Here is a 24,856-nt window from a genome sequence, read left to right on the forward strand (position 1 = left end):
TCTATTCTTTTTTTGATTTGGTATATGGGATTGTAAAATAAAACACAGAACCTAAGTCTTTTTTGCTTTCTAACCAGATTTTTCCGCCAAGCATTTCACTGTAGGCTTTAGCGATAGATAATCCAATACCAGCCCCTTCTATGGCATAATTATTTTCGATATCTGCTTGTACGAAGCGTTCGAAAATTGCTTTTTGTCGATTTTTTGCAATTCCCATACCGGTATCTTTTACGTAAAATTGTAAAAATTCATCTTCCACTTTATAACCAAAAGAAATAGAGCCTTCAGGAGTATATTTAAGAGCGTTTTTAACTAAGTTGGTTAGTATAGCGTTAAATTTTTCTTTATCTGTTTTAATAATTGCTTCTTGGTCCGGTAAACCATTGTTAAAGCTTAATAGCAAACCCTTTCTGTCTGCTTCTGGTTTAAAAAACTGATATAAATAAGTTACTTGTTCATTGATGTCTATATCTGATGTAAACACCTTCACTTGTCCAGATTCAATCTTCGAAATATCAATTATATCTCTTATAATATTGAGCATTCGAGTGCCACTTTCTTCTATAAGACTAATGTATAGTTGTTGTTCGTCTCCGGTAAGTACAGGTTCTTTAAGTAATTCGGCAAAACCTAATATCCCATTCATAGGAGTTCGTATTTCATGACTCATGTTTGCTAAGAAAGCAGACTTTAAACGATCACTTTCTTCAGCTTTATCTTTCATTTTATTTAGTTCTATTTCATAAAGTTTTAATTCAGTGATATCTGTTGCAGTCCCTACATAACCAATAATTTCTTTTCGTTCATTATACTCAGGAATAGCTTGGCCTAATACCCAAATAGTAGTTCCATCTGGTCTAATAAATCTATATTCAGCATGTGAAGATTCTCGTCTTTTTGTATTATTATACCAGTCAGATTTTAATTTCTTTCTATCCTCTGGATGTACTGCTTTTAGCCATCCATCGTTCATTGCTTCTTGTTGGGCTAAACCGGAAATTTCGCACCATTTTTCGTTAACAAAGGTAGTTTTTCCATTGGCTTTAGTCATAAAAATGCCTACAGGAGAAATATCGGTTAATGTTCTATATCTGTTTTCGCTTAGCTGAATTACCTTTTCTGCTTCTTCAAATTTTTGACGATAGGTTAGTGAGTGATAAACATCCTTAAAAGTAGAATAGCTGTTTTCGGAGATTTCTTTTTGAAAGTATTTAATGTATATGGTAAATAAAATACCATAATAAATACTCATAACTATTTTAGAAGATAGTCCAGAAATTAGAAAATTTGTTACATCCATAGGTCCCCAAAACCCTACAATACTAAACATCAAAGCATCAAATGAAAGGATCAAAAGCATCGTGAAAAGTATTCTTAGAAAAAGAGATTGTATATGTTTAGAAATATACTCAAAGACAAAAATTATAAGAATAGAATCAAGGAATAAAAGAATAGTACCATAAATTAGAAGAAATATATTGGTGTTAAAAAAATCAGATAACATAGTAAATGAAACCTGATGAATACTAGAATCTTTTAAGTTAATACCGAAAAGGAGTAATAAGATTACTATCATCAAGTTAGCAATAACGAGTGCGTATATTAGCTTTCTTGTTAATAAAGCATCTTCTTTAATGTAGAAAATTAATACGGTAAACAGTGTTACGGAAAAAAGAACGGAGGATCCTGGAGATACCGTAATTCCATTATATATTTCAAAATACATTGTTGTTGCTGTGAATACCTGTATGAATTGAAACATTCCTAAGGCTGTAAATAACAGTCCGTTACCTGTTACTTTTCGAAAATGAAATAACGTTAATACCAAAAAGGATACTACAAACCCTTGTAGCAAGAAAACTGATATTTGATAAAAATTTACTTCTTCCATAAAACATTCTGAACCATCTTTATTTAAGAATAAATAAAGTGATTGTAATTTATATTAAAAAAGCCCGAGAGGTAATCTGTGTGCGCAAATCTAAATGGGGAATTTAGATATATACATATATCCCGAAGATACGAAAGTAATTATATTTTGAATGCAATGAAATACAAGTTTTCCTATAAGTAAGTTTCTTAGTTAATTATTTGTGTAATAAAATGAATACGTTTTTACTGTTTAAGTTTTAAAAACATAATATTTATCGCTGTAGATACGTGTATCCAAAAAATAGTAAGGCGGCTAGAGCAGCACTTATAATAAACAATGAAGTTCTGTTGTCATCTTTTGGTGATTTTAAAGTAATTGTTTTAAAGATTTTAATCATTTTCTTTTGTTCGAAAAATAGAAGAATTATAAGAATAACAAGAAAGACGATAGCGTTAATAGTAGCTCCTGCGTTAACTTGGTAGAATACATCAAATAGTACAATATTGGCCATGATTGGCAATAAAAGGAATGTGCCAATAATTTTAGTACGCTTAGATAAAAGTAGTAATGCTCCTGTAACTTGCAATACTCCAATAATTATGGGTATTGCTTGTGTGTGTCCAAAAAAAGACCACATAAGTTCCATCCCAGTTAACTCACTTACTAATTTATCTGGAAAACCATTATTATTTTTAAATTGAAGTGGTTTGGCAGCACCGTAAACAAATATGAAAAATGCTACGAAGTATCGCAGCGTACGTTCAGTTATTTTTTGAAAATACATGATGTATGAGTTTAATTATCAGACGATGTACTAAAAATAATGTTACAAGGAAGGTAAGAACCTGTTGTTAAGATATTTTTCGTCTCCAAAAAGTAACAAATATTAATGTAACAATAGAAGGGGTTAACCAAACCCATAAGGTGCTTGAATCCAATGCAGCTAGTAAAAATGCAGTTATTGCTGCTCCGTATGCTCCGGACATTTTACCAATATGATTAGATAAATAAGCCTTAGGATTCGTTTTAAAGGTTTTATAGAGCTTAACATCTCTAATCGTGGCCATGACACCAAACCCTCCGAAAAAGAAAAATAAAATGCTTTTAGGGATCTCTTGCAAGTGATAATAGATGCCTGTACTAATCATTCCTAAAAATATTAATCCCATTACAGAGCTAATAATGATGTCCACTTTTTGTAAAACATATTGTTTTTTAAACCTGAGTACTCTATTTCCAGAAATTACAAGGTATATTGTGAATATAGAGAGTAAGTGTAGTAGTAAATTTTTATGATTAGGGAGAAGGGTGATAGGGATAGCAATTAGAGCACTAATAAACATAGCGATAGAGAATACTATTCCGGCTTTTTTGTGGTAAAACCTACCTTTTTTACCTATAATACTGATAAGGCCTGATAATAATCCAATACCACCAAATAATGCATGAATGTAAATGAGAATTATCACAGTTTGTTCCATAGGGCTTATAAGAAGTTCTATGGTAAATATAGCTAAATGTAGGAACAGATATTATAATTAAGAAGAGGAAATAAACTTCATCATATAATAAACTAATCTAGCAGCTAATTTAGCTGTGATATTATCTAAATCATATTTAGGATTAAGCTCTACAATATCCGCACTAACTAATTTTTTACTATTGCAAATTTGTTCAATAGCAAATAAGGCAATGTCGATAGAAAAACCAAATGGAGAAGGGGCGCTAACACCAGGAGCAACAGAAGATGAAAAACCATCTAAATCAATGGTTAAATAAACCAAGTCAACATCGTTTATAAAATTATTAATTACTACTTCAATATTGTTTTTGTTTGTAATATTGAAATCTGTATTCTTGATATATTCTACTCCCAGTTTTTGAGCAGTTTGGAATAATTCTTTGTTATTGGATTCTTCTTGAATTCCTAAGCACAGGTATTTGAAACGATCATTCTCTTTAGAGATTTGATAAAATGGAGTACCAGAATTTCCTTGGCCATTTACTGATCTCAAGTCAAAATGAGCGTCTAAATTTATAATTCCAATTCTGGCGTCTGGTTGGTGTTTTTTAATTCCATTATAGTGTGCGTGTGCAAGATCATGACCACCTCCTAAAATAATACTAAAATATTGCTTTTCAAGAATTTGAAACACCTTATTTGAAGTAATAGTTTGAGCTTCTTCTAAGTCATTTCCTATGCAATAAATGTTGCCTACGTCTATTATTTTAACAGTTTTATCGAAATGATTTGATAAAGACCCTATCATTTTCCTTATTTGATCAGGTGCGGACTCTGTGCCAATTCTACCTAAATTTCTTTTGACTCCTTCTTCGCAAGCGTATCCTAGAATTGTAAAGCTTGTTTGCTTATTTTTAGGAAGTTCATCATTTTCTATGTCAATACAAGTTATTTTCTCGTGAAGATATAATTGATCATTAGATGTCCGTCCTGACCAAATAGCGGGATTTGTTTTTTTATAGTTGTTCATTGGTAGAATAATGCTTGTGTGTAAAATATTGTACAGATGTGATGGTTGTTAAAATAATTTATCTAAAATTCTTTTCTCTAGGATATTAGGGATGGTTACTTTAAGTGAAGGTGTACGTTTCATTTCTCTTTTTATCGCAAAAATAGCCTCTTCATTTCTTGCCCAACTTCTCCTAGAAATACCATTATTCACATCATAAAACAACATGTTTTTTAATCTTTTGGACGCTTCATCAGATCCATCTAATAGTAAACCAAATCCTCCGTTGATAACTTCTCCCCATCCAACGCCACCTCCGTTATGAATGGATACCCAAGTAGCTCCTCTAAAACTATCTCCAATTACATTATGAATCGCCATATCAGCAGTAAATTTGCTTCCATCATAAATATTACTAGTCTCTCTATATGGAGAATCTGTACCGCTTACGTCGTGATGATCTCTACCTAATACTACAGGCGCCGATATTTGATTTGATTTAATAGCTTTATTGAACGCTTCAGCGATCTTTGATCTTCCTTCGGCATCAGCATATAGAATTCTTGCTTTGGAGCCTACAACAAGCTTATTTTCTTTTGCTTCTTGAATCCAAGTGATATTGTCTTGCATCTGTTGTTGGATTTCTTCTGGAGCATTTTTCTTAATCTCTTGCATTACCTGTATTGCAATGTTGTCAGTTGTATCTAAATCATTAAGGTTTCCCGAGGTACACACCCATCTAAATGGACCAAAACCGTAATCAAAACACATAGGTCCTAGGATATCTTGCACGTATGAAGGGTATTTAAAATCTATCTTGTTTGTGTCCATTACATCCGCTCCAGCACGAGAAGCTTCTAATAGAAATGCATTTCCGTAATCAAAAAAGTAGGTTCCTTTCGCTGTATGCTTATTTATTGCATCTGCATGTCTTCTTAATGATTCTTGTACTTTAGTTTTAAATTGGATTGGGTCATTTGCAATCATTTCATTGGATTCCGAATAAGTCATATCTACAGGATAGTACCCTCCAGACCAAGGATTGTGTAGTGATGTCTGATCTGATCCTAGATGTATATATATGTTTTCATCATAAAAACGTTCCCATACATCAACGATATTTCCTTTATACGCAATTGATACCACTTCTGTATTTTTAATCGCTGTTTGAACTCTTCTTACTAAATCATCTAAATTATCTACAATTTCATCTACCCAACCTTGTTCATGGCGTTTTTCGGCTGCATCGGGATTTACTTCAGCGCATACGGTAATACATTTAGCAATGTTTCCAGCTTTAGGCTGGGCACCGCTCATTCCGCCTAAACCAGCGGTTAAGAAAATCTTACCAGCAGTTTTTTCGCCAGGAGTTAAGGTTTTTCTGAATGCATTCATTACGGTAATAGTAGTTCCGTGTACGATTCCTTGTGGCCCAATATACATATAACTTCCAGCAGTCATTTGTCCATATTGGGTAACTCCTAATGCGTTGAATTTCTCCCAATCATCTGGTTTGGAATAATTTGGAATCATCATTCCATTTGTAACAACAACTCTCGGAGCTTCTTTAGAAGAAGGAAATAGTCCCATAGGGTGACCTGAGTATATGTGTAAAGTCTGTTCTTCGGTCATGGTGGCTAGGTAATACATCGTAAGCAGATACTGTGCCCAATTTTGAAAAACGCCTCCGTTTCCTCCATAAGTAATTAATTCGTACGGATGTTGAGCAACAGCAGGATCTAAATTGTTTTGTATCATTAACATGATTCCTGCGGCCTGTGCGGTAATTGATGGATACTCATATATAGATCTAGCACACATTTCATAATCTGGCATAAAACGATACATATAAATACGTCCGTATTCATTTAACTCTTCAAGGAATTCCTCGGCAAGTTCTTGATGCCAATCCGGTTTGAAATATCTCAGAGCATTTTTAAGTGCTAGTTTTTTTTCATCAATTGTCAATATTTGTTTTCGTTTAGGAGCTCTACTTATTTTTGTACTAAGTTCTTTTTTAGGAGGTAATGTATCAGGGATACCAGTTAAAATTTGTTCTTTGAAAGTAGTCATAAGTATTTGATGTAATTGTTGATCATATAGATCATTGTTGAAGTCTTTTTATCGTTATATTATTTAGAATATACTAGATCTCCTCGTTTCCATACTTGATTTGGAGTTAGTTTACCTTGATGATATAATATTTCATTGTAATTATCAGTTGAAAAGAAACAGAAGTCTGCTATCATTTTAGGAGCTAATTTTCCACGATCATCTAATTTTAAAGCAGCAGCAGCTCTTGTTGTAATTCCGGCTAATACCTCTGTATTACTTAGTTTTTCGAATGTTCCTAAAATACAAGCCTGGGTAAGTAAATCTCCCATCGGTGCAGAACCGGGATTCCAGTCGCTTGCAATTGCTAAAGCTCCTCCTGCATCAAGAATTTTTCTAGCTGGTGTAAAATTACAACCTAATCCGATAGAAGCTCCTGGTAATGCAACTGAAACAACATCGCTTTCTGCTAACATTTTAATTTCTATATCTGTGCTTGCTTCTAGATGATCTGCACTTACCGCATTTATTTCTACCGCGATTTCACTTCCACTAGTAGTAAATTGATCTGCATGAACGGTGATATCAAATCCCATTTCAATAGCTTTATTAAGATAAGGTTTGATGTTTTCTTTAGAAAAAGCACTTTGCTCTACAAATGCATCAATTCTATTTGTAAGTTTTTCCGTTATAAGATTTGGGAACAAGTTTGTAGTTATATCGTTTAGATATTCTTCATGAGTGCCGTTATAATCTTTTGGAAGCATATGTGCTGCTAAGCAAGTAGGTATTAGATCTGATTCTAAATTTTCATTAGCTCCTTTTATTGCGCGCAACATCTTTAGTTCTTCTTGTATAGAAAGACCATAGCCACTTTTTACTTCGACAGTAGTGATACCATTCTTAAGAAGGTGATTAGCTCTTTTTATTACAGAATGACATAATTCTTCCTGACTAGCAGTTCTAGTATTGGTTACTGTATCCCAGATTCCACCTCCTGCTTTTGCAATTTCGAGATAAGATTTTCCTGAGTTTCGCATGGCATAATCATTAGCTCTAGAACCAGAAAAGCAAATATGTGTATGGGCATCTATAAAACCAGGTAGACAGACATAATCAGATTGCAGTTGTATAACCTTTGCATCAAGACTTTTTGCTATTTGTTGCATTTCATTATAGTTTCCTATGGTGTGAATGCGTTCTCCTATTGTAAGAATACCTGCATTTTCAATTATTGGAAGCTCTTCGTCTTTCAAGGCTCCTTTTAAGGGTAATCCATCCATGGATAGCAATTGTTTAATAGGGCCAATAAGTTTGTACTTTTCCATAATTAATATATTTCAAATTGAGAGGAAAACTCTGTTTCTAAGGATAAGTTATTGTCTTTTAATACATTATTAGAAACTTTAATGATGCTCTTGTTTTTTATTATTTCAATACCTTTATCTATGTCATCCGAAAAAACACGATCTTTTTCTGCAAAAGAGACTTTTTTACGTATCATTTTGTGAATTTCATCTAAAATTACACCAGATTTCATTGGTTTTCTAAATTCAAAAGCTTGAGCCGCTGTTAGAAGTTCTATCGCTAATATCTTCTCTATGTTTTCTAGTACTTTTAAAGCTTTTCTACCACCAATAGATCCCATGCTTACGTGATCTTCTTGTCCAAGTGAAGTAGGGATGCTATCCGCGCTAGAAGGGAAACACAAACCTTTGTTTTCGCTAGCTAATGCTGCCGTTGTATATTGTAAGATCATATATCCAGAGTTAATTCCAGTATCTTTCATCAATAATTTAGGAACTCCTGGAGAATTACCTTCTAGAGCAAGATATATTCGTCGGTCCGAAATGTTTCCAATTTCAGAAGCGGCAAGACAAGCGTAGTCTATAGCCATTGCTAGTGGTTGTCCATGAAAGCTTCCGCCGCTGATAGTAAGTTCTTCGTCAATAATAATAGGATTATCCGTTACAGAGTTTAATTCTACTTCTAATAATTCTTTAAGATGCAGCCATGCATTTCTGGATGCTCCGTGAACCTGAGGAATACATCGCAATGAATATGGATCTTGAACTCTATCACAATCAATATGATCTTCCATGATCTCAGAACCTTTTAATAAGGATTTTACTCTAGAGGCTACATGAATGTTTCCTTTAAAAGGACGCAGCTTGTGTAATTCATTATAAAAAGGTTTAATAGAGCCTTGTAGTCCTTCTATCATCATAGCTCCAATAATGTCGGCTTGAGAAAGGCAGCTATGCAGTTTCTCAATAATTTTCACAGCGTGCGCAGCTATGAATTGTGTTCCATTTATTAATGCTAAACCTTCTTTAGGACCTAAGTCTAATGATGTTAAGCCAGTTTTTTTAAATAAATCAGCACTAGGTATTTCTTCACCCTTATATATTACTTTTCCTAAACCAATTAAAGGTAAAAAAAGGTGGGATAATGGCGCTAAATCTCCAGATGCACCAACAGAACCTTGAGAAGGAACAATTGGAATTGCATCATTATCAATATGCCAAAGAATACGATCCAAAGTGCTTTCTGCAATACCAGAATATCCTTTTGCTAGTGATTGTAATTTTAGAATCAGCATAAGTTTGGCAATTTCCTTATCTATAGGATCACCAACACCAACACTGTGGCTTTGTAATATATTAGATTGAAGTATCTTTGTTTCTTCTTTTGAAATCATGGTTGTGCATAATGGACCAAAACCTGTATTGATTCCATAAACTGGATTGCCTTTATCTACAATGTTTTCGACTACTTGGCGACTCTTTCTGATTTTTTTTCTGGAATCTTCAGAAATAGTTCCTTTAATTTCTTTAGACGCTATTTTGATAGCTTTACCTGCGGTGAGATAGTCTTCTCCGAATTGAAAATGTGATGATATTTTAGACATTATAATTGTTAGTATTTGTATAGACTAAGATAATATGTATTTTTAATACCTATAAATACTAATTTTATCAATAATTAATAACTATGAGTTATCAATTGGAATTACGTCATTTTACTTATTTCTTAGCGGTGGCGGAAGAATTACATTTTAGAAAAGCTGCGGAAAGGTTGTTTATTTCTCAACCTGGTTTGAGTAGGCAGATTAAACAGATGGAGGGTATTATTGGAGCTGAACTTTTTATAAGAAATAAAAGAAACGTAAGTTTAACTGCTGCGGGAGAGTATCTGAAAAAAGAAATTGCTTATATTTTTAATCATATAGATTTTACAATAAAACAAACATCCTTAATTGATAAAGGAAGTGAAGGAGAGGTAAGGATTGGTTTTTTGGGTTCTGCCATTCAAACGGTTATACCGGATCTATTGGTGAAAGTGGACAAAGAATATCCGAAAATTCAGTTTAGCCTAGAGGAGATGTCTAATTATGATCAAGTTAAGTCAATTGTTAGTGATGAGTTGGATATTGGATTTGTTAGGTTGGCTAGAGTTCCTGATGGAGTGAGTATTAAAGCTGTACAAACAGATTCTTTTTCATTAGTTTTACCAAAAGATCACCGACTTAATAAAAAGAATTTTAAAAGTGTTGCACAAGTTTCTTCGGAGCATTTTATCTTATTTTCTTCGGACTATAGTTCTATATATTACGATAAGATTATGAGTATATGCGAGGATAAAGGCTTTACGCCAATTGTTTCTCATAAATCGGTTCATGCGCAAACAATTTTTAAATTGGTAGAGAGTGGATTGGGAGTTGCGATCGTTCCAACATCTTTGCAGCATGGATTTGATCTAGAGGTAAAGTTTTTAGAAATCCCTAAAATCGCACAAAAAGCTGCATTATCTGTTATTTGGAAAGAAGATAATCGGAATCCTGCTTTAGAAAGGGTAAAGAGATTTTTGGATCCCGATATTTGATAATACATGTGAGTGTTTTTTTGTAAGGAAATTTGTGGTTACCTATTGGTCAAATGATCAGATAATTCTTTACTTTTTTTAATTAGAATGATTTGTTTATTTTTGGCGCTTTTATTTTTTTAAAAATTAACCCCGAAATATAGATTTGATGATTAAAAAATTACTATTCCCAATACTTCTTGTCCTTTTAGTGTCAGAAAAGATAAATGCTCAACAAGATCGTACTCAACTTGGTATAAAGGTAGGTTATAATCTTTCGTATATAGCAGGAGAAGAGATAGATGATTTTATTCCTAGAAATACAATTCATTTAGGGCTTGTAGGAGAAATACCAATTACAAGATATTTTGCAATACAACCGGAGTTACTTTATTCGTTTCAGGGGTCGTATGTACAACCTGGATTTACAGATAGTTCAGATTTAAGGTTTACTGAGTGGTTGTTAAAGTTAGATTATGTTACGTTACCTATTATGGCGAAATATTATTTGACACCTGGATTTAGTGCAGAAGTTGGACCACAAATAGGTATATTAACCTCTTCGAGGTTATTAAAAAAGAGTTCTGTTAATGGTGTTTCTGAAACAACTGAAGATGATTTAAAAGATCTGATTGCACCCGTAAGTTATGGAGTTAATATAGGTTTTGGTTATCAGTTTGAGGATGGATTATTTTTTCAATCTCGTTTTAATATAGGGATTTCGGATATTTTTGATTTTGACGATGCATTAAGTCAAAGAAATCACGTCTTTCAGGTGTCTGCTGGGTATAAGTTTTAATGATTTGGCTATACGAATAAAAAGAGATCGAAAAGTATCACACATTTCGATCTCTTTTACTTTTATTAGCTTGGCATGGAATAAAAGAACTGTTCTTCTATTATTTTTCCATTATTTACATTATAAATAGCTAGTTCTTCTATTTGCATGCGTCCTTGACCTTTAAAAGTGCAATCCATTTTCATTTTACAAGAAAAATGATTTTCTGCGACTGTTGGTTCAGATACTTCACCTCCGTGAAACTCTTCTACGGTGGCATACCAATCCTGACTTTTTTTGGTTACAGCATCTTTTCCAGTAACAACAGCATTAGGAGCTCCTGGCATTTCTCTACTAACTACGTTGTCAGCATATAATTCTTTTAAGGCTTGCATGTTTTCACCTTTACGGCAAAGTTCTACTAAGCGATTAGCTACTTCTTGTGTATTCATTGGTTTTTGAAGTTTATTGGTTTATGATGGCTTTAAATTACAAAAAACTTCGTATCATATTTTTAAATAAATGTTATAATTTGTGGTTTAAGCAACAGCCTCTTTGTAAGTTATAAGACACCTTTCTCTAGCCATTTTGTGATCAACAATGGGTTGTGGATAGGTTAATTCGTTGATATCTTTTACCCAAGTATTGATATATTCCAGTTTTTTGTCAAACTTGGTTACCTGAGTTGTAGGATTAAATATGCGAAAATATGGTGCTGCATCTACTCCAGAACCAGCCGCCCATTGCCAGTTACCTACATTAGCGGACATATCATAATCTAAAAGTTTTTCTGCAAAATACGTTTCGCCCCATCTCCAGTCTATAAGAAGGTGCTTGCATAAAAAACTGGCAACTAGCATTCTAACACGGTTATGCATATATCCAGTTTCATTTAATTCTCTCATTCCTGCATCTACTAATGGATATCCTGTTTCTCCTTTTTTCCAAGCTTCAAATTCAGTTTCGTTATTGCGCCATTCAATTCGATCATATTTAGGTCTAAAGGCTTTGTTTTTTGTGTGAGGAAAATGCCATAGGATTTGCATAAAAAACTCACGCCATATAAGTTCTGACCAGAAAACCTCGTTTTCTTCAGCGATTGCTTTTTTGATCATTTCACGGATACTGACAGTTCCAAAACGTAAATGTGGACCTAATCTAGATGTACCGTTTTTTATTGCAGGAAAATTACGAGTCTCCTCATAATGATTGATAAGATTGGAAGAAACTACATATTTTGGTACGCTAATTTTGGACTTCACAAATCCTAGATCGGATAGAGAAAGGTTTGGTAAGTTTATATCTTTTATAAGATTGTTAAGATGTTTGATCGAATTATGTTCTTCTAATTTAGAAGCATTAAATTTCTCTTTCCACTTATTTTTATATGGAGTATAAACAACATACGGAGAGCCATTAGCTTTTGTAATTTCATTTTTCTCAAAAATTACTTGATCCTTATAGGTTTTAAACGCTATAGTTTTTTTAGTAAGTAATTTTTTTATTTTTTCATCTCTTTCGGTAGCATAAGGCTCGTAGTCATGATTTGTATATACTTTGTTTACCTCATATTCTGTGATTAAATTTTCGAATACTTCTATTGGGTTGCCATGGAACATTGCGATAGTACTATCGTAGTTATCTTTTAGTTTCTTGGAAATAGTTTGTAATGTACTATGTATAAATGATAATCTAGCGTCATCTTTTGGTAGTTTTTTCAGAATTTCTTTATCGAAAATAAAAATAGGTAAGACTGGCAGGTTGCCCTTTAATGCTTCTTTAAGACCTACATTATCATTTAGTCTTAAATCTCTCCTAAACCAAAAAATGTTTACTTTTTTTGGCATATTAATTTACGTTTAAAGTAGACATTCCACCATCAACTCCTAGTACTTGTCCTGTTATCCAGCTACTATCATCACTTAATAAAAATTTAGCAATATTAGCAATATCTTCTGCCTCTCCTACACGTTTAAGAGGATGTCTTTGATCCATTTTGTCTTTCTTCTTTTCGTTACCTAATAATCTTTTGGCTAGAGGTGTATCTGTTAAAGAAGGGGCTATAACATTAACTCTTAGTTTTGGAGCATATTCTGCGGCTAATGCTTTTGCAAAACCTTCAATAGCACCTTTAGCGGCTGCTACACTTGTATGGAAAGGCATTCCTACTTTAACGGCAACAGTGCTAAAGAAAATTAAACTAGCCTGTTCTGATTTTTTTAATTGAGGAAGAATGGAATGTATGATTTTTACTAAAAACATAAAATTGATTTGCATATCCTCATGAAATGAATCAGGGCTTAGCATAGTAAATGGTTTTAGGTTAATACTTCCGGGACAGTATACAAAACCATCTAATTGATCAGGTAGTTTAGAGGTGTCAATTTCATCGGTAGAAGCATCATATGGAATGTGAGTAACTTCTAAATTACCTAAACTTTGAGAAGTACGTGAAGCTATATAGACATTATGATTACTATAAAGTTTTAAAGCTAATTCAAACCCTATTCCATGGCTACCACCAATAAGTAAAATGTTTTTTCTCATTATGTTGTTTTCTAAATTTTACAGCTATTATGTTTATCTTTTAATCGTTAAAAGTTCCAAATAGCTCAATTAATTTCTTTTCTCTATAATCAAATATTTCTTTTAATTTTGGTTTTACCATAAATGGATGTACCAATTGTCCTAAAATTCCAAAAGGGACTTTATAATCAATAATATCTTCCATTTCTACACCACCAGGAATTTCTTTGATGAAATGTTTATGGTGCCAAAGTGCGTATGGACCAAATCTCTGTTCATCTACAAAGTATTCTTTATCTACTGAATGGGTGATTTCTGTAACCCATTTTGTTTTAATTCCTGCAACAGGAGTAACAATATATTGTATAATTTGTCCAGCATACATTTTTTTTTCTGCTCCGGATAATATTTTGAAACCCATATAATCAGGTGTGATTGTTTTCAAATTTTTTGGATCAGATAAGAAATCCCATGCCTCTTGAAGGGTAATAGGTAAGTTTTGTTTAGCCTTTAACGTGTATATTTTCATTGTATACCTCTTTTAGGTATAAAGGTACAATCATTTTTGTTTAAAATTTAAACAAAAAAGTTAAACAAAACTAAAAATAAGATTCAGCCCAAGATTTTGCTTCGTCCAGATTTTCAAAAAAAGCAAATGATTTGTCAAATAACTTTTGTTCGATAATTGCCTTATCACGTTCTGTTTTTTTCTTTGAGACAATCGCTAACGCCTTCATGTTAGCTAATTGGCCTCGTTTATATATTTCACCAGATACTTCATGATTGTTTTTTCTATTCGAAATCAAAAGAAACTCTTGATTTTTGTAATAAGACTGAAGCTTTTTTCTAATGATGTTAGCTCTATCTAAAGTTAAATTAACTCCTTCATTTACGGTAACAATAACATACTTCTCGTATAATTCAATAGAACAAAAATCGGTAGTGTCTAGCTGCATTTAAAATACTAATAAGCTATAAATATATGTTAAATAAAGTAAATTTTGAAAAACTTAGAAAGTTTAAGCACCTAAGATTTATTGTTAACATTCTTTGCAGCAGTTGTCTGCTTTAATAACTCTACACGTTAATACTGCCAGTATAGCTCCTACTATTGGGGCGATCATATATAGCCATTGATGTTCCCAATGCCCAGATAATAGAGCTGGTCCCAAAGATCTTGCAGGGTTCATTGATGCGTTTGTCATAGGTCCGGCAAACATAGCTTCTAAAAGAACAACGCCTCCAATTGCTATTCCAGCCATCATTCCTACCTCTTTGGATCCTGTAGATACATTAATGATAACTAGCATTAAAAAATAGGTTAAAAGAATCTCAAGAACAAATGCTCTAAGTGCATCGAAAGAAGGAAGTGTACCACCAAGAAACTCGCTTTCTGGAAATAAAAAGAGTAAAATACTACTGGCTGCGATGGCTCCAATACATTGAGACAAAATATATTTAGGTGCTTCTTTCCATTGGAATTTTTTAGCATATGCAAATGCAATAGTTACTGCAGGATTAAAATGTGCTCCAGAGATATCTCCAAAAGCATAAATCATAGCCATCACAATTAATCCCCAAGTAATTGCAATACCTACATGAGTGACATCACCACCGGTAACCTCGTTAATTGTCATGGCTCCTGTTCCACAAAAAACCATTATGAAAGTTCCTATTGCTTCGGATATGTATTTACGCATCATAGAATTATAAATGAGGACAAATATAAGGTTACTTATTTTAAGTTTTTGTTAACTTTTAATGTATGTGTAATTATTAATTTCGTTTCGATTAAACTAATTAAATACTAAATTTAAACACAATGAAAAAGATCATCTTATTTGTATCAGCGGCATTACTATCGTTAGGTGTTGATGCACAGGTTAAAGTTCCTCAACCTAGCCCTCTTTCTAAAATAGAACAAGTAGTTGGATTAACGGATGTTGCCATCGAATATTCCCGTCCAAGCATGAAAGGTCGTACTATTTTTGGAAATTTAGTTCCTTATGATAAATTATGGAGAACAGGAGCTAATAAGAATACTCAAATTACATTTGGAGATGATGTAAAAGTAGGAGGCGCTGAATTGAAGAAAGGAACGTATGCTATTTTTACTAAACCTGGTAAAGAAAACTGGGAAGTTATGTTTTATAGCGATGCAAATAACTGGGGTACTCCACGTGAGTGGGATGATAGTAAAGTTGCTGCTAAAATAACTGTAAAGTCTACAAAAATACCGATGAATGTAGAAACATTTACTATTATGTTAAGTGATTTTACTATGGATAGTGCACATATCAATATTTTATGGGAAAATACAGAAGCTGCTATCAAATTAGAAGTACCTTCTAAAAAGAAAGCGGCGGAGAGTATAGAACTAGTTATGGCAGGACCATCTCATAATGATCACTATCAAGCAGCAACATTTTATAAAGAAACTGGAGATTTAGATAAGGCTAAAGCACATATCGAAAAAGCTGTAGCGGGTAGAGCAGATGCATTCTGGTATCACAGACAACATTCTTTAATTCTTGCTAAAAGCGGAGATAAAGCTGGTGCAATAAAAGCAGCAAAAACTTCGTTAGAGTTAGCAGAGAAAGCTAAAAATGCTGATTACGTAAAGCTAAACAAAGACTCCCTTGCAGAGTGGGGAGCTAAATAACACTCTTTTTTTTCACACAAATCGAAAAGCGCTCTAAATAATAGAGCGCTTTTTTTTGTTGATATCTAACGATCAGCGCAAAAACTAGGTTGACTATTAGAACAACATCTATTGTCTATAAGGGGATTTTCCAAACATTCTTCATATTCTACTATCCAAGGCCTTCGCACTGGATTTTCACTTTTTACGGACTTTTGCTTATTTTTTGATCTTTCTAAATTTTGATTTAATATTATAGTCAATCCATCTATACATGTTCGTGTTAGGGTTAAGCGAAATGTTATTGTGCAGAATGATTTTTTCTTAATGTTTTTGGAATAAATAGATAACTGTAAAATATATTATTATCTAAGTATAGTTCAGACCAATTTTATCTCGAACACTATCTAATAGCTTGATTAGCTCTAAGCTTTTTTCAAAAGACATGATATTACTTTCTATGTTTCCTTCTGTTATCATTTCCTGAACGTGTATTGCTTCATAATTATAACCATTAGTTGTTACCGGGAATTCATGTAATTCAGAAACTCCATTTTTAGTAATTGTAATAGAAGAAGGTTCATGAAAACGACTATGTATGGCGATTGTTCCTTTTTCTAATTCAATAACTGCTTCTGTATTGGTTTTTTCAGTAACAGAAGAATATAAAAAAGCTCCTATATTATTTGGGTAGGAGAGTTGCATCGTACAGTTTTCATCAATACCGGTTTTCCCAAATGTAGCTTTTGCTTCAATATTTTCTGGATATCCTAATAAGCTTAATGCTGCGAATAATGGATAGATTCCCACATCTAATAGACTTCCTCCTCCAAGTTCTTTTTTAAATATTCTACTTTCCGGATTAAACTCGCTTGCAAAACCAAAATCAGCTTTTAAATTTTTTATTTTACCAAGTTCATTAGATGTAACAATTTTTAATACATATTTATAATGAGGTAAGAAGTATGTCCATAAGGCTTCCATAAGAAATGTATTATTATTTCTTGCTACAGCAATCATTTCTGTTACTTGTTCTAAAGTTAAAGCAAAAGGTTTTTCACATAACACAGCTTTTTTAGCGTTTAAACACATTAGGGTGTTTTTATGATGAAAAACATGAGGAGTTGCTATATAGATTATATCAATTTCTGGATTGGAAATAAGTTCGGTGTAACTGCCATAACAACTAAATGCATTATATATATTACCAAAATCTTTTGCTTTTTTAAGATTTCTACTAGCTACAGCGAATAAGTTTGCATTAGGCACGGTAAGTAAATCTTCTGCAAACTTATGTGCTATTTTACCGCATCCAATAATTCCCCAATTATATTTTTTGTATTTATCCATTAATTATAGGTTTTATGATTTTTTTAGGGGTATTTTCCCTATTTTTTTATATACGAATGATTATAAATAATTAATTTTTATTGAAATATAATGCTGATTTTTTTATAAATCATTTAATTCTTTAAATTAAATATAAAACACTTAAGTATAAGGTCTAAAGTTTTTGATGTCTTATTTTTTATTGGTAAATTTAAAACACTCACTTTAAAACCAAACCATTATGAATAACCAAATTACGTTTAGGGAATCACCTAATCGTCAAACACATACGCTTCGTTTGAGTCGTATGAAGGATGAACTCACAGCCATGCTTACTGATTTACATTCTTATCGATGTGAGCCTTGCACGCCTGATATGCATAAACAATTTTTAGAATTGGATCATAATGGTAGAAAGCTTTCACAAACTATTAATAAAGCTTCGGATTTATTAAAGGATTCTGTTCAGTTCTCTAAAGAAATAGGGGATGAAGTTTTTGGAGTAATTAAGAAATATCATAAGTTTCAAGAAAATCTATCCTCGTATAGATCAGAGGCTATAGTACATCACTAAACTTAGTGAAAATAATATTCTATTAAGGCCTCGATCAGTAGTATCGAGGTTTTTTATTAAAGATTTGTTTTGGAATATAAAAATTTAAAGCGTTTTTGAAGTAATTATGATAAAATTAGTTGCTAAAAGATTGAAGGTTAACAGGATCAAACTTACCTTCAATTGTTTTATAACTTTTGTATATAATACCAATTATAAATCAAGTGTTTTATTATTGTTGAGCTGCTAGTAATTCTTATATTTGAAAACGTAAAATAATTCATATCATTATTAGATGATGTGAGATACCAAAAAAATATTATAGAGCGAATGAATCTCTTACAAGGTAAAACTGCCATTATCACGGGTGCTACACGTGGTATTGGAAAAGGAATAGCACAAGTTTTTGCAAAACAAGGTGCCAACGTTGCATTTACATATAGTTCTTCTGTAGACGCTGCAACGGATTTAGAAAAAGAATTAAACGGTTTAGGTATTAAAGCAAAAGCATATCAAAGTAATGCTGCAAGTTTTGAGGAATCTGAAAGTTTAGTAAAGGATGTTTTAGAAACTTTTGGAAGTATAGATATATTGGTTAATAACGCAGGTATTACAAAAGATAACTTGCTTATGAGAATGAGTGAAGACGATTTTGATAAAGTCATCGAGGTTAATCTTAAGAGTGTTTTTAACATGACTAAAGCAGTTCAGAGAACAATGCTTAAGCAACGAAAAGGAAGTATCATTAATATGAGTTCTGTTGTTGGGGTAAAAGGAAATGCTGGTCAAGCTAATTATGCGGCATCTAAAGCTGGTATTATTGGTTTTTCTAAATCAGTTGCCTTAGAACTTGGTTCGAGAAATATTAGAAGTAATGTCATTGCTCCTGGTTTTATCGAAACTGAAATGACTGGGAAATTAGATGAGAAGGTAGTGGATGAATGGAGAAAAGCAATTCCCTTGAAAAGGGGAGGAGCTCCCGAAGATATTGCAAATGCTTGTCTGTTTTTAGCTAGTGATTTAAGTGGATATGTTACTGGTCAGGTTCTTAATGTAGACGGAGGAATGCTTACCTAAAATGAATTTTCCGAAATTACGATTTACGATTTTTTGGATAGTTTTTTAATAAGTTTAAGATCTTTTAAATTTAATGTGATTATTTTCAATTTTCAAAATAAACTATTTAAGAGTGAGAAATCAATGATTTCTTGATAAGATTCTTAGATAGTAATTAATAAGAATGCAGATACAAAATATAGGATTGATTATAGCAGCAGGAGTAATTGCCATAGTTATTGCGCTATTTCAATATATGTACAAAGCAAAAAACAGAAATAAAAAAAATCTGTTTTTTGCTTTTTTACGTTTTCTTAGCATTTTTGCGTTATTAATATTGTTGATTAATCCAACATTTCGAAAGAATACTTATTATATAGAGAAACCTACCTTGGTTTTTGCAGTGGATAATTCTTCTTCTATAAAACATCTTAAACAAGATGAACAAGTATCACAATTTATTGGTAGAATTAAAGACAATCCAGAACTTAAAGAAAGATTTGATGTAAAATATTATTCTTTTTCAGACGTATTAAAAGATAGTTTAGGCTTAACATTTGATGAAAAGCAAACAAATATCTCGGAAGCATTAGAAAGTTTAGATCAAATCTATAAAAATACAAATGCTCCTACGGTATTGATTACCGATGGTAACCAAACGTATGGAAGGGACTATCAATTTAGTAGTGTTAATTATAAACAACAGGTTTATCCAATAGTTATAGGTGATACAACGGTAGTAACAGATACCAAGATCCAACAACTTAATGTAAATAAGTATGCATATCTTAAAAATAAGTTCCCTGTAGAGGTTATTCTTACTTATTCTGGAACAGGTAATATAAATACAAGTTTTGAAATAAGATCTGGTAAAAATATTGTTTATTCTAAGCCTGTTTCTTTTTCCGAAGAAAATAATTCTACAGTTATTAATTTTACACTCCCAGCTAGCTCAGCTGGTGTTTTAAAATATAGTGCTCGATTAGCACCAATAGAAAATGAGAAAAATGTAATTAATAATAAGAAAGATTTTGCTGTAGAGGTAATAGATCAAAAGACAAATGTTTTATTGATTAGTGATTTAACTCATCCAGATTTGGGAGCTATTAAAAAAAGTATCGAAAGTAACGAAAGAAGAAGCCTCACAATTAGTAGGCCATCAGAAGTAAAAGATATTGAAGAGTATCAACTTATTATTTTATATCAACCAAATGCAAGATTTAGAGCGGTATATGAAAAGATAAAAACTGCTAGGAAAAATTATTTTACGATAACTGGTTCTAAGACTGATTGGGTTTTTCTAAATAAATCACAAAATGTATATAGGCAAGAAATAACTAGGCAAACAGAATACTATTTGCCAAGATTCAACCCTAACTACGGAACATTTTTGTTAGAAGATATCGGTTTTAATGACTATCCTCCTTTAATAGGAACTTTTGGAGAGATACATATGAAATCATCTTATGATGTGTTATTACAAAGAAATATAGGAAACATAAAAACCGGTGAACCCTTGTTAGCCACTATAGAGGATAATGGGGTTAGAGAAGCAATTTTATTTGGAGAAGGTATATGGAGGTGGAGAGCACAGTCGTATTTGGATAATAAAAGTTTTGAAAGTTTTGATGATTTTTTCGGTAGGCTCGTTCAATATCTAGCATCTAATAAACAAAAAAGTAGACTTAATACGATTTCTGAATCATTTTATTATGGAAATTCTAGTATAAAGGTAAAAGCGGAATATTTCACTAAAAATTATGAATTTGATCGCAGGGGTAATTTAAATATAGTAGTAAAAAATAAAGATACAGAAGCATCACAGACAATCCCAATGTTATTAAAAAACAGTTCATATGAAGCCGATCTCAGTAGTTTTGCTTCTGGAAATTATGAATATACAGTAGTGGTTGTGGGTGAAAATATTTCACGATCTGGGAGTTTTAGTATTTTGGATTATGATGTAGAACAACAATTACTTAATGCAAATGTAACAAAACTTAGACAAGTTGCGACTAATACTAAAGGAACTGCCTATTTTATGAATCAAATAGATGGCTTAGTGAGTGATCTGATTGAAGATCAGAGGTATCAAGCAATTCAAAAGAGCAAAGAAAATATTGTATCTTTAATAGATTGGAAATACCTTTTGATGATAATTATATTATTATTAAGCATTGAGTGGTTTATGAGGAAATATAATGGGCTTATTTAAAAATTAAAAACTATACACATATATCATGGAAAAATTACCTAAAATAGGGTTACCTATTCTTATAATTATTGTACTTACAATTGTCTTTATTTCTAAATCAACAGAAACAATCGGCTCCGGAGAAGCTGGAGTGTTGTATAAAACATTCGGTGGGGGAGTTGTAACTGATGCACCTCCATTAGGAGAAGGTTTTCATTTGGTAGCGCCCTGGAATAAAGTTATTGTATATGAAGTAAGACAGCAAGAAGTTTTTGAGAAAATGCAAGTACTTTCTTCTAATGGTTTAGAGATAAAATTAGACGCTTCGGCTTGGTTTCAACCGGATTATGCTAAACTTGGGTTGTTACATCAACAAAAGGGAGAAAATTATGTTCAACGAGTTTTATTACCGACCATACGTTCTGCAGCACGTAGTGTAGTGGGAAGGTATACGCCAGAACAATTATACTCAAGTAAAAGAGATGCTATCCAGAAAGAAATCTTTGAAGAGACTAAGAAAATTGTTGGGAATCAATATATTCAGTTAAATGAGGTATTAGTGCGTGATGTAACATTACCGCCAACAATTAAGGAAGCTATCGAAAGAAAACTTAAACAAGAGCAAGAGGCATTAGAATACGAGTTTAGATTAGAAAAAGCTAAGAAAGAGGCAGAAAGACAGAAAATTGATGCTGAAGGTAAAGCGATAGCAAATCAAATTCTTAGTGCTTCTCTAACGGATAAGATTCTTAAGGAAAAAGGAATAGAAGCTACTCTTGAATTAGCAAAATCTTCTAATTCTAAGGTTGTTATTGTAGGTTCTGGAAAAGACGGGATGCCTTTAATCTTAGGTAATCAATAAATAAACCCTTTTCTGTAAATAATTACTGCCACTATATTTAATATATATAGTGGCTTTTTTTATGCTCTCTTACTACTTTTAGTAAGAGATTTTTGTGGGAATAATACTCTTAAATGGTTTTGATACAGTGAGTTGTGTTTTAAAAAAATGTGGTTTATAAGTATGAAATTTAAAAAAAAATGTATTTTTATCTGTATAATAAGTCAGTTAGTCTTTTATCTCCTAGATTAAGGTAAGAATATTTTTACAACCCTTGTTTTATGATTGAACATAATAATATCTTATCCAAAATTCAATATTTACTTGATAAATCCTACGAGTTTAGGGTTAATAATTTAAAAGAGAGTATGAGATTGGCTAATGAGGCATTGTTATTAAGTCAAGAAGTTAATCATATAGAGTATACTGGAAAAAGCCTAAATATGTTATCTCTGTTTAACATGATTTGTGGCAAAGGTAGTATCGCCTTAGACTATGCAGAGAAAGCTATAGTTTGTTTTAGATTATTAGAAGACGATAGAGGAGTAGCTGATGCCAAATATAGTATTGCAGGTATTTATTATAAAACCAATGATTATCATCTCGGAATGATCTATCTTATTGATGCTTTGGTAATTTATCAAAAGTATGATGATTGGTATAATGTATCTAGGACTCAGAAATCTCTAGGTACAATCTATGAAATTCTAGGAGATGAAAATAATGCTATTGAAGCCTATAAAATAGCTATAAAAGCAGCCAAAAAATGTAAAAGTAAAAACCTAGAATCTAATGTGTATAATCCAATGTCCGGAATTTTGTTAAAAAAAGACAAACCTGTAAAAGCTTCAAGGATGATTAATAAATCTATAAAGCTTAAACAAGAAACTGGAGATGAAAGAGGGTTAGCTTTTGCGATTTATGGACGTGGAAAAGTTTTTTATTATTATAAAGAATATGTAAAAGCAAATAAAGATTTTTTAGAAGCATTAGAAATACATAAAAAGTATAACGAAGTTTTTGGAATAGGAATGTCTAAACAAAAAATCGCTCAATTACATTTAGAAATAGGTGATAGACAAAAAGCGAAATTTTTACTAAAGGAAGTGATTGCACACGGAGATAAATACAACCTTTCTAGAACTAAATTCAAAGCATGTCATCTTCTTTATCAGTTATATAAAACCGAAAACAAGCATAAGAAATCACTAAAATATTTAGAGAGTTATTTAAAAGAAAAGGATAAATCTATTAATTCTCAGACGCTAAAAGTAATTGAGAATTATGAACGTATTTCTAAAATTAAATACGAACAACAAGAAGAGGGATTAAAGAGAGAGAAAGAGGCAATTGTTTTAAAAGAAAAACAAGCTGAGGAAACTGCAAAGATGAGACAAGAGTTTTTATCGGCAATGAGTCATGAAATAAGAACACCTTTAAATGCAGTTACAAGTATTATTTCGATGTTAAAAGAGAGGGCGGATGAGGATGATCAAAAATTACTTGTTTCGTTGCAGTTTTCTTCTAAAAATTTGATGCGCATTATTAATGATATCTTGGATTTTTCTAAGTTGGATTCCAACAAGATGGAGTTAGAAATACATGCAGCTAATTTTGAAGAACTAATAAATAATATTAGGGATACTTATCTAGGAATGGCTTTAGAAAAAGGTATAGAACTAAACGTTCATATTGATGATAAGTTAACTAAATTTTATTTACTTGATGAAACTAAGTTATTTCAGATTCTTGGAAACCTTGTAAGTAATGCCATAAAATATACTAATACAGGAGCAGTTGATATAAATATTAAATTGATTTCTTCTAAAGGTAGAAAAGATAAAATTTCTTTTAGTGTTAAGGATACAGGTGTAGGTATAGCTAAGAAAGAACAGTCTAGATTATTTGATAGTTTTTACATACCGTCTACTATTACAACTAGAAATAATGGCGGAACTGGATTAGGTTTAGCAATAGTCAAGAAAATTGTAGAGTTATATGGCAGTAGTGTTTTATTAATAAGTGAAAAAGGAAAAGGTTCTACATTTACGTTTGATTTAGTCTTGGAAAAAGCTGAGGAGATTATTAAAATTGATCAAAAGCAAACGGATCAGTTACAGGGTAAAATAGCAATTCTTGCAGAAGATAATGAAGTAAATGCTTTGGTAATGGGGCAGCTACTGAAGAAATGGGGAGTTAAAATTGAAAGAGTTAAAAATGGATATGATGCCGTACAGATAGCTAATAAAGTAAAAGTAGACTTTATTTTAATGGATATTCATATGCCAGAAATGAATGGTTTTGATGCTGCTAAGTTCATAAAAGATTCAAAAAACAAAAATAGCCATACCCCTATATATGCCCTTACCGCGGATGTTACTGCTATAAATAATGAGGATTATTTGAATTATTTTGATGGTTTTTTATGGAAACCACTACAAATAGATAGACTTTTTGATACATTAGTTAAGAAAAAAAAGGTATAGTTTTTCTTTTTTTTTTGTACCGTACTTTATGATTCCTGTAACAATTAATATGTTTTATGTACTAATAAATAAAATATATTTATGAGTTACTTCTTCATTACGTTATTAAGTCTCGCAGGTTTTTTGTCTCTTAAAGATGAGAAGGATAAAAGAAGGAAAAACATTTTTCTATTAATCTACTGCTCTTTGATA

The 24,856-nt window shown here is 31.9% G+C and carries 22 protein-coding genes; 8 read left to right on the forward strand and 14 right to left on the reverse strand.

What is annotated here, in order from left to right; genetic code table 11:
• Position 1 precedes the first annotated feature (1 nt).
• From H526_RS30485 to hutH, 7 genes are all read right to left on the reverse strand, one after another.
• Positions 2-1,891, reverse strand: a complete 1,890-nt coding sequence (locus H526_RS30485) for a sensor histidine kinase (RefSeq protein ID WP_051335908.1) — start codon at positions 1,889-1,891, stop codon at positions 2-4.
• Between the two features lie 253 nt (positions 1,892-2,144).
• Positions 2,145-2,657: a hypothetical protein gene (locus H526_RS0100460; RefSeq protein WP_027391157.1), complete on the reverse strand. Its 513-nt coding sequence runs from the start codon at positions 2,655-2,657 to the stop codon at positions 2,145-2,147.
• A gap of 67 nt (positions 2,658-2,724) precedes the next feature.
• On the reverse strand, positions 2,725-3,354 hold the full coding sequence (locus H526_RS0100465; protein ID WP_027391158.1) for a hypothetical protein: 630 nt from the start codon (positions 3,352-3,354) through the stop codon (positions 2,725-2,727).
• A 57-nt stretch (positions 3,355-3,411) separates the two neighbouring features.
• The gene (hutG, locus tag H526_RS0100470) at positions 3,412-4,365 is read right to left on the reverse strand and encodes a formimidoylglutamase (RefSeq protein ID WP_027391159.1); all 954 of its coding nucleotides are present in this window, start codon (positions 4,363-4,365) and stop codon (positions 3,412-3,414) included.
• A gap of 48 nt (positions 4,366-4,413) precedes the next feature.
• The gene (locus H526_RS0100475) at positions 4,414-6,417 is read right to left on the reverse strand and encodes a urocanate hydratase (protein WP_035084029.1); all 2,004 of its coding nucleotides are present in this window, start codon (positions 6,415-6,417) and stop codon (positions 4,414-4,416) included.
• A 59-nt stretch (positions 6,418-6,476) separates the two neighbouring features.
• On the reverse strand, positions 6,477-7,724 hold the full coding sequence (gene hutI, locus H526_RS0100480) for an imidazolonepropionase (protein WP_027391161.1): 1,248 nt from the start codon (positions 7,722-7,724) through the stop codon (positions 6,477-6,479).
• 2 nt (positions 7,725-7,726) lie between these two features.
• A complete protein-coding gene (gene hutH / locus H526_RS0100485; RefSeq protein ID WP_027391162.1) occupies positions 7,727-9,307 on the reverse strand; it encodes a histidine ammonia-lyase in 1,581 nt (526 codons plus the stop codon).
• A gap of 83 nt (positions 9,308-9,390) precedes the next feature.
• Between hutH and H526_RS0100490 the strand changes: the two genes are divergently transcribed.
• Positions 9,391-10,281: a LysR family transcriptional regulator gene (locus H526_RS0100490; RefSeq protein WP_027391163.1), complete on the forward strand. Its 891-nt coding sequence runs from the start codon at positions 9,391-9,393 to the stop codon at positions 10,279-10,281.
• 148 nt (positions 10,282-10,429) lie between these two features.
• Positions 10,430-11,059 (forward strand): porin family protein, encoded by a 630-nt coding sequence (locus H526_RS0100495; RefSeq protein ID WP_051335909.1) that lies wholly within the window; start codon positions 10,430-10,432, stop codon positions 11,057-11,059.
• 65 nt (positions 11,060-11,124) lie between these two features.
• On the opposite strand, the gene H526_RS0100500 is transcribed toward H526_RS0100495, so the two are convergent.
• From H526_RS0100500 to H526_RS0100525, 6 genes are all read right to left on the reverse strand, one after another.
• Complete coding sequence (locus H526_RS0100500; protein WP_027391165.1) at positions 11,125-11,490, reverse strand: nuclear transport factor 2 family protein; 366 nt, start codon at positions 11,488-11,490, stop codon at positions 11,125-11,127.
• A gap of 87 nt (positions 11,491-11,577) precedes the next feature.
• A complete protein-coding gene (locus tag H526_RS0100505; RefSeq protein WP_027391166.1) occupies positions 11,578-12,885 on the reverse strand; it encodes a cryptochrome/photolyase family protein in 1,308 nt (435 codons plus the stop codon).
• A gap of 1 nt (position 12,886) precedes the next feature.
• Positions 12,887-13,585, reverse strand: a complete 699-nt coding sequence (locus tag H526_RS0100510) for an SDR family NAD(P)-dependent oxidoreductase (protein ID WP_027391167.1) — start codon at positions 13,583-13,585, stop codon at positions 12,887-12,889.
• 40 nt (positions 13,586-13,625) lie between these two features.
• Positions 13,626-14,093, reverse strand: a complete 468-nt coding sequence (locus H526_RS0100515; protein WP_027391168.1) for an SRPBCC family protein — start codon at positions 14,091-14,093, stop codon at positions 13,626-13,628.
• 70 nt (positions 14,094-14,163) lie between these two features.
• Positions 14,164-14,520 carry a hypothetical protein gene (locus tag H526_RS0100520; protein WP_027391169.1) on the reverse strand — a complete coding sequence of 119 codons (357 nt, stop codon included), beginning with the start codon at positions 14,518-14,520 and terminating at the stop codon, positions 14,164-14,166.
• 84 nt (positions 14,521-14,604) lie between these two features.
• The gene (locus tag H526_RS0100525; protein ID WP_027391170.1) at positions 14,605-15,264 is read right to left on the reverse strand and encodes an MIP/aquaporin family protein; all 660 of its coding nucleotides are present in this window, start codon (positions 15,262-15,264) and stop codon (positions 14,605-14,607) included.
• A gap of 122 nt (positions 15,265-15,386) precedes the next feature.
• On the opposite strand from H526_RS0100525, the gene H526_RS0100530 reads away from it, so the two are divergent.
• Positions 15,387-16,226 carry a DUF2911 domain-containing protein gene (locus tag H526_RS0100530; protein ID WP_027391171.1) on the forward strand — a complete coding sequence of 280 codons (840 nt, stop codon included), beginning with the start codon at positions 15,387-15,389 and terminating at the stop codon, positions 16,224-16,226.
• A 348-nt stretch (positions 16,227-16,574) separates the two neighbouring features.
• Here the strand turns inward: H526_RS0100530 and H526_RS0100535 are convergent, their stop codons facing one another.
• Entirely contained in the window at positions 16,575-17,555 is a 981-nt protein-coding gene (locus H526_RS0100535) for a Gfo/Idh/MocA family protein (protein WP_027391172.1), read from the reverse strand.
• A gap of 220 nt (positions 17,556-17,775) precedes the next feature.
• Between H526_RS0100535 and H526_RS0100540 the strand changes: the two genes are divergently transcribed.
• From H526_RS0100540 to H526_RS0100560, 5 genes are all read left to right on the forward strand, one after another.
• Positions 17,776-18,108 carry a hypothetical protein gene (locus H526_RS0100540; RefSeq protein ID WP_027391173.1) on the forward strand — a complete coding sequence of 111 codons (333 nt, stop codon included), beginning with the start codon at positions 17,776-17,778 and terminating at the stop codon, positions 18,106-18,108.
• A 309-nt stretch (positions 18,109-18,417) separates the two neighbouring features.
• Complete coding sequence (gene fabG, locus H526_RS0100545; protein ID WP_027391174.1) at positions 18,418-19,164, forward strand: 3-oxoacyl-[acyl-carrier-protein] reductase; 747 nt, start codon at positions 18,418-18,420, stop codon at positions 19,162-19,164.
• 163 nt (positions 19,165-19,327) lie between these two features.
• Complete coding sequence (locus H526_RS0100550) at positions 19,328-21,358, forward strand: vWA domain-containing protein (protein ID WP_027391175.1); 2,031 nt, start codon at positions 19,328-19,330, stop codon at positions 21,356-21,358.
• 25 nt (positions 21,359-21,383) lie between these two features.
• Positions 21,384-22,199 carry a prohibitin family protein gene (locus tag H526_RS0100555; RefSeq protein WP_027391176.1) on the forward strand — a complete coding sequence of 272 codons (816 nt, stop codon included), beginning with the start codon at positions 21,384-21,386 and terminating at the stop codon, positions 22,197-22,199.
• Between the two features lie 260 nt (positions 22,200-22,459).
• Complete coding sequence (locus H526_RS0100560) at positions 22,460-24,664, forward strand: ATP-binding response regulator (protein ID WP_027391177.1); 2,205 nt, start codon at positions 22,460-22,462, stop codon at positions 24,662-24,664.
• Positions 24,665-24,856: the final 192 nt, after the last annotated feature.

It is taken from the genome of Aquimarina latercula DSM 2041, assembly GCF_000430645.1.
Classification (GTDB): domain Bacteria; phylum Bacteroidota; class Bacteroidia; order Flavobacteriales; family Flavobacteriaceae; genus Aquimarina; species Aquimarina latercula.

Excerpts from the sequence above, each read along its gene's own strand:
- H526_RS30485 (WP_051335908.1), bottom strand. The coding sequence starts at position 1,891 with ATGGAAGAAGTAAATTTTTATCAAATATCAGTTTTCTTGCTACAAGGG.
- H526_RS0100460 (WP_027391157.1), bottom strand. The coding sequence starts at position 2,657 with ATGTATTTTCAAAAAATAACTGAACGTACGCTGCGATACTTCGTAGCA.
- H526_RS0100465 (WP_027391158.1), bottom strand. The coding sequence starts at position 3,354 with ATGGAACAAACTGTGATAATTCTCATTTACATTCATGCATTATTTGGT.
- hutG (WP_027391159.1), bottom strand. The coding sequence starts at position 4,365 with ATGAACAACTATAAAAAAACAAATCCCGCTATTTGGTCAGGACGGACA.
- H526_RS0100475 (WP_035084029.1), bottom strand. The coding sequence starts at position 6,417 with ATGACTACTTTCAAAGAACAAATTTTAACTGGTATCCCTGATACATTA.
- hutI (WP_027391161.1), bottom strand. The coding sequence starts at position 7,724 with ATGGAAAAGTACAAACTTATTGGCCCTATTAAACAATTGCTATCCATG.
- hutH (WP_027391162.1), bottom strand. The coding sequence starts at position 9,307 with ATGTCTAAAATATCATCACATTTTCAATTCGGAGAAGACTATCTCACC.
- H526_RS0100490 (WP_027391163.1), top strand. The coding sequence starts at position 9,391 with ATGAGTTATCAATTGGAATTACGTCATTTTACTTATTTCTTAGCGGTG.
- H526_RS0100495 (WP_051335909.1), top strand. The coding sequence starts at position 10,430 with ATGATTAAAAAATTACTATTCCCAATACTTCTTGTCCTTTTAGTGTCA.
- H526_RS0100500 (WP_027391165.1), bottom strand. The coding sequence starts at position 11,490 with ATGAATACACAAGAAGTAGCTAATCGCTTAGTAGAACTTTGCCGTAAA.
- H526_RS0100505 (WP_027391166.1), bottom strand. The coding sequence starts at position 12,885 with ATGCCAAAAAAAGTAAACATTTTTTGGTTTAGGAGAGATTTAAGACTA.
- H526_RS0100510 (WP_027391167.1), bottom strand. The coding sequence starts at position 13,585 with ATGAGAAAAAACATTTTACTTATTGGTGGTAGCCATGGAATAGGGTTT.
- H526_RS0100515 (WP_027391168.1), bottom strand. The coding sequence starts at position 14,093 with ATGAAAATATACACGTTAAAGGCTAAACAAAACTTACCTATTACCCTT.
- H526_RS0100520 (WP_027391169.1), bottom strand. The coding sequence starts at position 14,520 with ATGCAGCTAGACACTACCGATTTTTGTTCTATTGAATTATACGAGAAG.
- H526_RS0100525 (WP_027391170.1), bottom strand. The coding sequence starts at position 15,264 with ATGCGTAAATACATATCCGAAGCAATAGGAACTTTCATAATGGTTTTT.
- H526_RS0100530 (WP_027391171.1), top strand. The coding sequence starts at position 15,387 with ATGAAAAAGATCATCTTATTTGTATCAGCGGCATTACTATCGTTAGGT.
- H526_RS0100535 (WP_027391172.1), bottom strand. The coding sequence starts at position 17,555 with ATGGATAAATACAAAAAATATAATTGGGGAATTATTGGATGCGGTAAA.
- H526_RS0100540 (WP_027391173.1), top strand. The coding sequence starts at position 17,776 with ATGAATAACCAAATTACGTTTAGGGAATCACCTAATCGTCAAACACAT.
- fabG (WP_027391174.1), top strand. The coding sequence starts at position 18,418 with ATGAATCTCTTACAAGGTAAAACTGCCATTATCACGGGTGCTACACGT.
- H526_RS0100550 (WP_027391175.1), top strand. The coding sequence starts at position 19,328 with ATGCAGATACAAAATATAGGATTGATTATAGCAGCAGGAGTAATTGCC.
- H526_RS0100555 (WP_027391176.1), top strand. The coding sequence starts at position 21,384 with ATGGAAAAATTACCTAAAATAGGGTTACCTATTCTTATAATTATTGTA.
- H526_RS0100560 (WP_027391177.1), top strand. The coding sequence starts at position 22,460 with ATGATTGAACATAATAATATCTTATCCAAAATTCAATATTTACTTGAT.